The organism is Mesorhizobium sp. M7A.F.Ca.CA.002.09.1.1, from assembly GCF_003998555.1.
GTDB classification, from domain to species: domain Bacteria; phylum Pseudomonadota; class Alphaproteobacteria; order Rhizobiales; family Rhizobiaceae; genus Mesorhizobium; species Mesorhizobium ciceri.
In genome coordinates, this window is the sequence record NZ_RZRR01000075.1 from 1 (window position 1) to 10,741 (window position 10,741).

General features: G+C 58.8%; 9 protein-coding genes and 1 tRNA gene. 2 read left to right on the forward strand and 8 right to left on the reverse strand.

From position 1 onward, the window contains the following. Positions 1 to 82: 82 nt before the first annotated feature. The 3 genes from EN994_RS05645 to EN994_RS05655 all read right to left on the reverse strand — a co-directional run bounded on the left by EN994_RS05645 (position 83) and on the right by EN994_RS05655 (position 1,838). Positions 83 to 670, reverse strand: a complete 588-nt coding sequence (locus tag EN994_RS05645) for a GNAT family protein (protein WP_024502874.1) — start codon at positions 668 to 670, stop codon at positions 83 to 85. Between the two features lie 120 nt (positions 671 to 790). Beyond that, complete coding sequence (gene rpmA, locus EN994_RS05650; RefSeq protein ID WP_013529063.1) at positions 791 to 1,060, reverse strand: 50S ribosomal protein L27; 270 nt, start codon at positions 1,058 to 1,060, stop codon at positions 791 to 793. 97 nt (positions 1,061 to 1,157) lie between these two features. Beyond that, positions 1,158 to 1,838 carry a 50S ribosomal protein L21 gene (locus EN994_RS05655; protein WP_013529062.1) on the reverse strand — a complete coding sequence of 227 codons (681 nt, stop codon included), beginning with the start codon at positions 1,836 to 1,838 and terminating at the stop codon, positions 1,158 to 1,160. A 404-nt stretch (positions 1,839 to 2,242) separates the two neighbouring features. Here EN994_RS05655 and EN994_RS05660 point away from each other — a divergent pair. Further along, a tRNA-Ser gene (locus tag EN994_RS05660) sits at positions 2,243 to 2,332 on the forward strand. A gap of 114 nt (positions 2,333 to 2,446) precedes the next feature. Next, the gene (locus EN994_RS05665; RefSeq protein ID WP_063169217.1) at positions 2,447 to 3,769 is read left to right on the forward strand and encodes an integrase; all 1,323 of its coding nucleotides are present in this window, start codon (positions 2,447 to 2,449) and stop codon (positions 3,767 to 3,769) included. A gap of 1,453 nt (positions 3,770 to 5,222) precedes the next feature. Here EN994_RS05665 and EN994_RS05670 read toward each other — a convergent pair. From EN994_RS05670 to EN994_RS05690, 5 genes are all read right to left on the reverse strand, one after another. After that, positions 5,223 to 7,124: an EAL domain-containing protein gene (locus tag EN994_RS05670; RefSeq protein WP_082826564.1), complete on the reverse strand. Its 1,902-nt coding sequence runs from the start codon at positions 7,122 to 7,124 to the stop codon at positions 5,223 to 5,225. Between the two features lie 175 nt (positions 7,125 to 7,299). Then, positions 7,300 to 8,481 carry a 5-demethoxyubiquinol-8 5-hydroxylase UbiM gene (gene ubiM, locus EN994_RS05675; RefSeq protein ID WP_024502870.1) on the reverse strand — a complete coding sequence of 394 codons (1,182 nt, stop codon included), beginning with the start codon at positions 8,479 to 8,481 and terminating at the stop codon, positions 7,300 to 7,302. A 280-nt stretch (positions 8,482 to 8,761) separates the two neighbouring features. Then, complete coding sequence (locus tag EN994_RS05680; protein ID WP_063169219.1) at positions 8,762 to 9,379, reverse strand: hypothetical protein; 618 nt, start codon at positions 9,377 to 9,379, stop codon at positions 8,762 to 8,764. A gap of 728 nt (positions 9,380 to 10,107) precedes the next feature. Continuing rightward, positions 10,108 to 10,263 carry a cbb3-type cytochrome oxidase assembly protein CcoS gene (gene ccoS, locus EN994_RS05685; protein WP_081714250.1) on the reverse strand — a complete coding sequence of 52 codons (156 nt, stop codon included), beginning with the start codon at positions 10,261 to 10,263 and terminating at the stop codon, positions 10,108 to 10,110. A gap of 5 nt (positions 10,264 to 10,268) precedes the next feature. Further along, positions 10,269 to 10,741: HAD-IC family P-type ATPase (locus tag EN994_RS05690; RefSeq protein WP_127307431.1), on the reverse strand; the 473-nt coding region annotated here is incomplete at its 5' end.

Consider the following 10,741-nt stretch of genomic DNA (forward strand, 5'->3'; position numbering starts at 1 on the left):
CGATATCCCCAGGCGTCATCGGCGCGATCGCGGCCGTTTCAATATCGCTGCTGTCGACCATTGGTTTGACCGTCGTCATCCATCAGAAATGCACCCAGTTCCGCAGGCTGGTCCAGGTCTTGCGATCGAGCCGGTAGCGCTCGACGGGAACCTGGCCGGCGACGATCGAGTTCAGCATGCCCTGGCCGGCATACTGGAACCCGCACTTGTGGATGACGCGGCGCGAGGCCGGATTGATGACCCGCGTCGAGGCATGCAGGACCTGGATCGACGTCCTCTGGAAGGCGAGATCGACCAGCGCGTGCGCTGCTTCCGTCGCATAGCCCTTCTTCCAGTGCGGCTCGCCGATCCAGTAACCGAGCTCCAGCCCGCGATCGGTGGTGTTGAGGCCGGCGCAACCGACGAAGGTGTCGGTGCCGGCCAGCGTCAGGGCATAAGCAATGCCGGCCCGGCGCGATTTGGTCATGGCCAGGAAAGCGCGCGCCTCGGCCTCGCCATAGGGGTGCGGCATGCGTGCCAGCATTTCGGCGACATGGCGGTTGTCGGCAAGCTCGACCAGCTGCGCGATATCGCCCTCGTGGGGCGCCCGCATCACCAGCCGCTCGGTGACCAGCACCGGGCAGTCTATCGCGTAACTTTCGTCTTCTGAGTCTTCCGCTTCGGCAACCATTTGAAAGTCCTCCAGGCACAAGAAAAAGGGGAGATGGAAACCCATCTCCCCTGATCCTTTTCCTGGCTTTGCCAGACACCGGTTCCCGAGATGGGCGCCGGTGTTCTAGTGCGGAACCGGCTACTCCGCGGCTTTGGCAATCGGGTTGACCGATACGTAGGTTCGGCCGTTGGCTTTTTTGTTGAACGTCACGGCGCCGGTCTCGAGCGCAAAAAGCGTATGGTCCGTGCCCATGCCGACATTGACGCCGGGATGCCACGTGGTGCCGCGTTGACGAATGATGATGTTGCCCGGGATGACGGCTTCGCCGCCGAACTTCTTCACGCCCAGACGCTTGGAATGCGAGTCGCGACCGTTGCGCGACGAGCCGCCAGCTTTCTTGTGTGCCATCTAACTAACTCCGTTGCGCCGCAAGGCGCCTAAAAGGCCTTATGAACGCGTTCGCGTTCCGTTTCAAGTCCGATCCGGCGACCTGGTCGCCAGAAAATTACTTCGCCGCCAATTCCTTGGCCTGCTCGCGCCAGTCCTTGATCTGGTCGGCGCTGAAGGGCATGTGCTCGTCGATCTTGGCGACATCCTTGTCGGTCAGCTTGGCGAGCTGCGCGAAGGTGATGATGCCCTGCTCGTTGAGATCCTTGGCTGCGACCGGGCCGATGCCCTTGATCACGGTCAGATCGTCCGGCTCACCCTTGGGCGCCTTGAACAGCGGCGCTGCCGCGGTCTCGGCTGCCTTTGTCTCGGCTGCCTTGGCCTTGGGCTCCTTCTTCGGCGCGGCTTCCGCCTGCACCTCGGTGGCGGCCTCGGCCTTCACCTTCTTCGGCGCCTTGACCGCTGCCGTCTTCGTCGGCTTGGCGCCACCCAGCAGGATCTCGGAGATCCGCACGGTGGTCAAAAGCTGGCGATGGCCGATCTTGCGGCGCGAATTCTGCCGGCGGCGCTTCTTGAAGGCGATGACGGTGCGGTTCTTGCCCTGCTCGACGACTTCGGCGGTGACCACCGCGCCGTCGACGAACGGCGCGCCGAACGTGACATTCTCGCCTTCGCCATGTGCGAGGACGTGGCCGATCTCGACCATATCGCCGACAGCGGCTTCGAGTTTTTCGATCTTCAGGAGATCGTTGGCGGCAACGCGATACTGCTTGCCACCCGTTTTAATGACTGCGAACATTTTTTGCCTTTCGCTGTTCGGTCGGCCTTGATGAGCCGCCTCTGGCGGTTCAGCCGTCTTTTTGTCAGTCTGCGGGTTCAAAAAACAAGCGGCGCGGAAGAACCCTCCACGCCGATTGCGCGCTGTCCCTAACCGAAGGTTGAGTGCGAGTCAAGGCAAACAGCTGTTGTCGGGACTGTTGTTGGCGGCCGAAGGATCGAGCGTGTCAGCACGACTGCACGACGTGACCGTCGTCGAGGCAAGCACGCGTGACTGGTTACCAACCTACCCAGGCCTCGCCGCCGCTGAACCGTCGCGAATCCGCTGCTTGCCCGGCAAGCCAAATAACTGACGGATTGGCCTTGTAACCTGCCCGTTCAGCCGTTATCTAGTGCGCCGCGCCGGCAACGGCCGACCATGACCGCGGAGAGGTGGCAGAGTGGTCGAATGCACCGCACTCGAAATGCGGCATGGGTGCAAGCCCATCGGGGGTTCGAATCCCTCCCTCTCCGCCATTTAGCTTCCATAAAAATCCTTTCCTTTCAAAAGCTTCCTTGTTGCGCTTGACCAGCACGAAGCGAAACATATCTTAGACTGTGTAACAAACTGTGTAACATTAGAGAAAGATAATGCGACGTTCCGCAGCGCCAAAGCCGCATAAACGTGAAGGCATCTGGTATCTCGTCCGCAGGGTGCCGAAGGAATTCGCGGCGTTTGATCGCCGCTGCCTAGTACGCATTTCCACGGGCGTCGCCGTGGCTGACGATCCCCGCGGTGTACGGGCGCGAGATGCAGTGCAAAGCCTCGGCGCGGGGCTGGAGGCGTATTGGCGTAGACTGCGGGAAGGCCAATCCGCCGAGGCGGGGCTGCGTTTCGAAGCCGCGAGGAAGCGCGCGCGGTCATTTGGATTGGCCTATCGCACTAACGAGGAACTAGCAGCGGGGCCGCTCGACGAACTCATGGCCCGTATCAAGCTGCTCCTCGACAAAAAATCGATCGAGGACGCGCAGGACGTCTCGGCCGTCATGGGTGGGGAGAAGCGGCCAGCGGTCCGCCTGAGCGGTCTTATCAAGGAATTCGAGACGATCGAGCAACAGAACTTGCTGACCATGTCGCCCAACCAAATCAAGAAATGGCGTAACCCCAAAAAGCGCGCAGTTGCCAATCTGGTTGGAGTCATTGGCGACAAGGAGATCGCAAGCCTCACTCGGGACGACGCAATCGCGTTCCGCGAGTGGTGGCAAAAGCGGATCGTTGAGGATGGACTTGATATCGGTACGGCCAACAAGGACATCGGCCATGTTTCGAAAATGCTGCGCGTCGTCGATCTGACTCACCAGCTCAAGCTGGAGCCGGTTTTTCGAAACCTGCGTCTTTCCGGCGCCGTCCCCGGGCAACGCGCTGCGTTCACAGCGGAGTTCATTCAGGAGAAGATACTCGCTGAAGGCGCGCTCGACGGACTCAATGACGAAGCCCGCCATCTAATCTATGTGATTGCCGATACCGGACTCAGGCTTTCTGAAGCGGCAAACCTCACCACCGAAACAATCCACCTCGATCGAGAAATCCCGCATGTGCGGGTGCGCCCCAATGGCCGTCGCTTGAAGACCGGTCATTCAGCCCGTGACATTCCCTTGGTTGGCGGCGCACTTGCAGCCATCAAGCTCCATCCGGACGGCTTTCCTCGTTATCGCGACAAGGCCGCGTCACTTTCAGCGCTCGTCAACAAGGTGCTCGCCAGCAAGGAACTTCTGCCGACTTCCGAGCATAGTCTTTATAGCCTGCGACACACTTTCGAGGACCGGCTGACGGCAGTTGAGGCGCCGGAGAAGGTAATTGCTTCTCTGATGGGCCACAAATGGATCCGGCCCAAATACGGCGCGGGACCTTCGTTAGCGCAAAAGCGCGAGTGGCTCCAAAAAATCGCTTTTACCCCGCCCGGGCGAATGTGATTGCGGCGCCATCCAGGCCTTGAGAACCAACCTCACGGCTCCAGCTGTCCGAGCCATTTAGGTTGAGCGTGGCCAGCACGCGCTGCGCTCGCTCGCGATTTCCGAGCTTCCGCCGCATTTGTTCGACCTCGTATTCCAGCCTTTCGAAGGTCGGTATATAGGCATCTCCATGCCGGATGACCAAGTAGGCGGCAACAGCTAGACACCATTCTAGCTCCGTGGCCGATGGATCGGAAAAAGGGGCGACGCCATACCAAGACGAGCAACGCCTCTCGAGGGCTTCCGAACTAGGCAAACGGCCAGCATGTGGCATGGGAAAGAAACCTATGCCTGATCGACGAACCTAAAGTGCTCACGAAGCTTGACCGGTACGCGGGCCATCGGAGGGTTCTGCCTAAAACCGCCAAAAATTTTGAAACACCCATTCATCCGGCTCGAATTCAAAGGGATCGGCGATTTTTGGGTTATGGCTTGCAAGCATAGTTCAGCCCAGACAAGAACGCCTGATATCTTGTCGTGCACTGTCACCCTGCCAAATATGGTGCCGGCGACAACGGCAGTTTGGCGAGCAGAAGAATTCCCGAGACTGAGACGTTCTACGGCTTGGCCCATGTTCGCGCTCCTCCTCGATTGGAGACAGGATGGGCCATATGGAAGCGAATAAAAGGAGGTTGGTGACGAGTCTCGGTAGTGGAGTAGAAACGGGTGGAAAAGCTTGCGCTATTCGCCATCGGCGCCGCTAAGCGCATTTGAGAGAAGGGGCAGCGATCGCCAAGAGATGACGTCCGATCGCAAGCCGGCTAGAAATGCGACAGTGACGCGCCTTTTTTGGCACGACCTTAGCACCCGATCGGGCCTCAGCTGGTCGTCGTTGCGCAGCCGATCGGGTGCGATTTTTATAAAGCTCTCTTGGCTTTAGCTTTGAGAGCCCGTCATCGAGACAAATGCAAGGGAACGGTCCGCCCCCTGGGGACATTCGACATGCCGTGGCAGCTTCCTATGGTGAGCCAGCGCATTCCGATACACGTTTTCCGCGCTCTACCGTTGCTCCAGCACCTGTGCTGAGGCTGAGCGCTTGATCAGGACCCGACCGCTGCTGTTGCGGGATGGTGACTGGGTTGAGGTCGCGAAGACCTTGACCGCGGGTACGTTGTTCATCCCGATGAGCGCTGAGCCGAGAAGCAGCCAAGAACGCTTCCCGTAATCGAATCCTACGGGAACCGCGAAACCAGCGTCCAAAGGACGCAATTCTCCGACGTCGTTCACTCAAGCTCATCTCGCAACTTGAACGCTTGTATGAAGCCGCTGCATGTGCGCCGGTGGACCGGATTGCTGCTATCCAAACCACGTGCTCAGTTTCGCCCCCGTAATAACTCTACCGTCCGAAACGGCTTTCGCGCGTCAGGTCCACCCCACATGAAAGTTCCGCGAGCAGCACGGACGGAGAGGCCGGTCACAACTCCTTCGCGTGCTCTTTTACTACCGAATCAAGTGCCAAATGGAGAGGCACTGCCTTAGAGAACAGGAAGCCCTGCGCGGTTCTGCAGCCAAGCTTGTACAGAGTTTGCCGATCTGCCTCTGTTTCAACGCCCTCGGCCATGACCTCGATCCCGAGCGTCCTACCAAGATCAATCACCGCTTTGACAAGCAGCCGATTCTCCCGGGACTTGGCTAAGCCGCGAACGAAGCCCTGATCTATTTTCACCTTCCTGATCCGACTGTCCTTGAGCGATGCCAACGTCGAAAAACCGGTGCCGAAGTCATCGAGCGCGATAGAAATGCCAGCATGTGAAAGCCGGGCGAGCTTTTCATCCACTCTGTCCGGATCCACTGGGGCTTCTTCGGTAATCTCGATGTCGAACATCGTTGCAGGGAGGTCTTTTGCCGCCAGACCATTAAGAATCATCTCGTCAATATCGCCAGCTTCCAACTCGCACGGTGAAACATTCATCGCCACACGAACATCACGACGGTCAGCTTTGACCAAGCCCTCGATAAGAGCGCAACAGTCGGCGAATACCGTTTGAGTTAGCAGCTGAAGCATTCCAGTTTCGCGTGCCGCTGTCATGATCTCGGGCGGAGAAATGGGACCGTGAAGCGGGTGAGACCATCTTAGCAAGGCTTCAAAACTGACGACGGCTTCAGTTTCGAGTCTTACGATTGGCTGAAACCAAGCGACCAAGCTTCTCATCGTTATCGCCGAATGAAGATCGCGTTCGATTGACTGGCGGCGTTGCAACTCCCGGGCTAGCTCGGCATCGAACAGACAAAATTCATTCCTGCCGCGGCGCTTAGCTGTGTAAAGGGCGATGTCGGCCCGCAACAACATTTCCGTTAGTCCGGGGTTTTCAGCCAAGTAGATTCCTATAGACGCTCCAATGCGGACTGATGCGATCCCAGGATAGGGGCGAGCAAGCTTGGCTATGAGATTGGACGCGAGATTGGTGGGAGAAGGAGAATTCTTTCGCGAAGAAAAAACCAGCACGAATTCATCCCCACCGATGCGGGCGAGCGTTGAGCCCTCCGGTGCTTCTTCCTCTATTCGGCGGGCGATCCTGGCAAGCAGCTCGTCACCCGTTCTGTGACCGTAGGTATCGTTGACAGATTTGAACCCGTCCAGATCAATCAGCATGGCCACAAAGGGTCCATCGGTGTTCTCAAACTGATCGATTGCATGTTCGAGGCCCCGCCTGTTGAGGAGCGCGGTAAGATGGTCCTCCCTGGAATTGCGCTCCATTTCCGCGGCAAGCCGCTCGGCTTGATGTCTCAGGCGGCTCGCGTCACGGAAGCGCGCTTGTCCAACGAACGAGGATCGAACCAGGCCGCCCTCGAAAAGCAGGACGGCAAAAGCCAGAATGTAGTTTTCCGGGGCTCCCTTCGTCAGCAAACATGCGGCGGCAATGAGGAGTGGCGGTGTGATGAAGCATATCGCTGCCGCAGCATATGAGCTGCCGTACGTGACCGCGCCAGCTGAAATGCCCGCCAGAATTATTAGATGCAGCGATGCTTGAGACGTCGTGTATCCAGCCGTTAGGACGGCAAGGAATGACCAGGTGAATCCCGCCAGAAGAGCAAGCCTGCCAAACCAGCGAAGCCGCAGCCAAACCCGTGTCAGATCATCCTGGACTCCGGGTTCCTTCAGCTGATGACGGGCGAGTGCAAGGCGGGCGGCATTTATCGCATTAACGACCGAAAACCAGGCCGCGCCAGCAAGACCGTTCCCGGAAAGGGCCTGCACGGTCAAAATCAGCCCGGACAGCACAATGCTTATCGGCATTGAGACGAAAAGGCCTGCCCTCAGATCAGCGAGCTGGTCCTGAAGGATTCTCGCCTCCAGCGGATCTTCTTTTTCCAAGGCTGGACGGGTCAGCTTGCTTACTCCTGCTTGTCCGCAGCCTATGCAGCCCCCCTGAAGGACGGGTTAATTCTTCAATCGGAGATCAGCGTCGGGGAGCAGGATTACTCCGGTGCATCATGCACTCTCTCATCGCTCGCCCAGCACGCGCAAAAATGCGACTGCTGGTGCAGTATCACCGCTGGAGCTCCGCCGAAATCCCATGCCGGACAAGGGGAACATGTTGGGCAAAGCGAAGCCCCAGATGCCTTGCAAGCCGTGCCGCCAGGTGGTCTCTGGAGTAGAGTCCAACCAATATGTTCGTTGCATGGTAGAGCGGCGCCGCCGACAGGCGCAGCCGCCTTTCGTATATATGCAGCATGTCGGGGTCGCCAACATTGCGGCCGTCGCGGCACGCAGTCATGATTCCACGGGCGAGTTGCTTCTGGCTGCTGAGACCGATGTTGAATCCGTGAGCGGTCACCGGGTGCATGCCGATGGCAGCGTCGCCGATGAGTGCGGCGCTCGGCGCCCGGAATTTGTGCGCCCAGGTCGTGACCAGCGGATAGGTGTGGCGCTTGCTTGCCAAGGTCATTTTTCCAAGGCGCCCTCGACACCGTTTCGTCAACTCCGACAGGAACAAATCATCATCGAAGGCAAGCAGTCTATAGGCCTCGTTTGAGCGCAATGTGAGCAGCAGCGACGACATGCCCTCCGCGAGGGGCAATATCGCTATCGTCTGATGGTGATCGAACCATTCGATGGCGATCTGGTGGTGGGCGCGCTCGTGCCTCACTCGGCAAATCAGCATCGAGTGGCCAAGCCGGTTGATATCGGCGCCGATGCCTAGCAGATCACGCGTGGCGGACAAACGCGAATCCGCGGCAACAACCAGCCGAGCAGTTAAACGCGCGCCATTAGAGAGCGTTACGACTGCTCCTTCTTGGCTGTTTGTTGCATCGACGACCGAGTGGCCGCACAACAGCCGGGCGCGATCCTGCAAGCGGACGATTTTGAACAGCGCCTCGCGGATCCGGCAATTTGGAACCAAAACCCCCAGCGGTTCTCCAGAGTTGCTGGGAGGATCGAAACGAAGAGCGAATGCGCTCGAGCCGTTGAGCACGCGCGCGCCTTGAAGTGCTGATTTGTCCGAAGCCGGGATGACATCCCAGGCGCCGAGCTCGCGAAGGGTTCTGATCGAAGCGTTGGTCAGCGCGATTTCGCGACCATCGAAAGCCGGATTCGCCAGACTATCGAATGTGTTCTGTTCAACAACTGCCACCTTGAGTTCGCTTTGGGCAAGCGACGCAGCGAACGAAAGGCCGACCGGGCCGGCTCCAACGACAACGATGTCAAAATTATCGTCAGAGCCCATCAGCGTGCCGCCATCCGGTCGCCTATCCTCGTGTAACGGTGGAACTGAGCCGAGTGACATGAGCTCCGTGCCCGCCGCATTGCCTAAAGGCGCTGGGCCGGGAGATTCGCATCGATCGGCAACGAAGCACTCAAAGCGCTCAGAGGTGGATGCGGCTAACCGATCCCGCCCTTTCGCCGCGCAGCCGCGCAGATCGCCGCCAGCAAGCGAGACACTCGCGACGCTGGTCAGCGACGGCCGCGCCGCATCGATCGCCACATTCCACCTGGAACCCTTGCGCATACTACTCACGCTCCACGACGTCGAAGCGGGCTCTCTTGCGAGGGTGAGGGTATCGAACGTAGCGCTCTCTCTCGTCATCCCAGCCAAGGTAGCGGAAACTTTTATCCACGACCGCGCATATCTCATCAAGAACCTGCTGCATGGCTTCGATGTCGATGTCCTTGCAATTCAGTCGCCGATAGAGCAAAGCCCACGCGGCGACATAGTCGTCGAAATAGCGCGCGTCACTCGAACCAATGATCAACTTCGGACGGTTGATCGATTTCGAAAACGCACGTCCCAACCCCGATGATGCTCCGCAGCACGTTGACATCACGAGGATCTTCGGCGCTGGATGCGAGCCCTGGAACATTTTTACGAAGTCAGCCCAAAGAAGGCCACTTCGCCCACTGGACGAAGCGATCCCGTCACCATTGCCGTGCCCGGCGATGTGAAGCACGTCGCACTCCGCCTCCATCGCTCGTACTACAGCCTCACCAAATTTCGTTCGGTTCAACGCCATTTGGAGCTCCGCGCGGATGTTGACAGCCTTTAACAAGTGCTGCACGATCGGTCCCTCTTGCCTGTCGGCGAAGTAGTCATTTGCATTGTGGCAGTCGATGATGTGTACGGTGTTCATGGTACTCCAGCCGCTTGTTCGTTCATCGTCGTGACGAGCGGACACCACGCGCGCGGAACCGCGTGACGTGCGCTGGGTTCCGGTACCGTCGCATAGCCTCAAGGCGCGGGCCGGGAATCGGGATGGATCGGCAACGACGCACACAACCCATCAAAGGCGAAAGCTGTTGATCGGCCCCCTGTCCGCGCAAGCCACGCGGATGGTCAGCCAGCAAGCGAGATACACACGACGCCGGTCAGCTAATGGCTGCGCCGTAAGCACAAGGCATGGCCGACCACACGACAGAAAACCCAGAACCGTGAAGGTGCTGATAATGACGACCAATCTTTCCGTAAGTCATGCATTTCTCCGTCGAAGACTGGTCAATAGACCACGCCGATGAGTATGACCCTGATCTGGATCAGCCAGACATGACCAATCGGCACTGGCGGTTCACGGTCAGGTGATCGACCGTGACGTTCCACTTTGGAACCCGTGCGCACATTGCCAAGCTCTCGTCCGGCCACGCGAGGTACTCTCGTGGCATCACACGCCTCATACTGGGTGCAATGGGAGGCAGTCCTTCGCACGACAGAGGCTTTTCACAAATGTAGTGTGCAGCTTAGGTCAAGATGGTCATGGAGCATGGAGCATGGAGCATGGAGCATGGAGCATGGACAGCTTGTTCCCGACCGAGCCGGCTCGACTGACGAGCGCGATCCGCGCATCTTATGCACAGCGGATTGAAATCAGCGTTCCGGTTTGTCGTCCCGATCAATTAGTATCCGCTCGGCGGCTCCGTCGAGATCTTCGTATTGACCGCTTCGCAATGCCCAGACGAAGCCGGACACACCCAGTGCACCCAGAAAAAGGGCCACTGGTATGAGATAGAGCAACGTCGTCACGAGGATTATGCCGAATAGCTGACTGCGGAGCGTCCGACTTTTTGAATAACTTGCAGCGTCGCATTCGCCCCGAAGCCGTGCAAGCGCAATGCGTTTCCAATAACAAGCACCGATGAGGCAGACATGGCAATCGCCGCTAACAAAGGCGTGGCGTGGCCCAGGATGGCGATCGGCACGGCGACGGCATTGTAGACGATCGCAATCGCGATGTTCTGGCGGATCAGGTGTCCCGCCTTGCGCGAGACGTCCAGCGCGAGAGGCACTGCCAGAAGGCTTTCGCGCAGGAATACGAAGTCGGCGGCATTGCGGCCAATGTCGGCGGCGGTGGCCGGAGCGATCGAGACATGCGCCGCGCTCAGCGCCGGCGTGTCGTTGAGGCCGTCGCCAACCATCAGAACCTTGTGTCCGTCTTTCGCCAGGGTCTCGATGCGCTCGACCTTGCCCGACGGCAGCAGGCACGGAACGAAGTCCTCGACAC

What these genes read in the sequence shown, in the direction of transcription:
- EN994_RS05680 (WP_063169219.1), bottom strand. Translation starts at nt 9,379, where the DNA reads ATGAACACCGTACACATCATCGACTGCCACAATGCAAATGACTACTTC.
- EN994_RS05665 (WP_063169217.1), top strand. Translation starts at nt 2,447, where the DNA reads ATGCGACGTTCCGCAGCGCCAAAGCCGCATAAACGTGAAGGCATCTGG.
- EN994_RS05645 (WP_024502874.1), bottom strand. Translation starts at nt 670, where the DNA reads ATGGTTGCCGAAGCGGAAGACTCAGAAGACGAAAGTTACGCGATAGAC.
- EN994_RS05655 (WP_013529062.1), bottom strand. Translation starts at nt 1,838, where the DNA reads ATGTTCGCAGTCATTAAAACGGGTGGCAAGCAGTATCGCGTTGCCGCC.
- rpmA (WP_013529063.1), bottom strand. Translation starts at nt 1,060, where the DNA reads ATGGCACACAAGAAAGCTGGCGGCTCGTCGCGCAACGGTCGCGACTCG.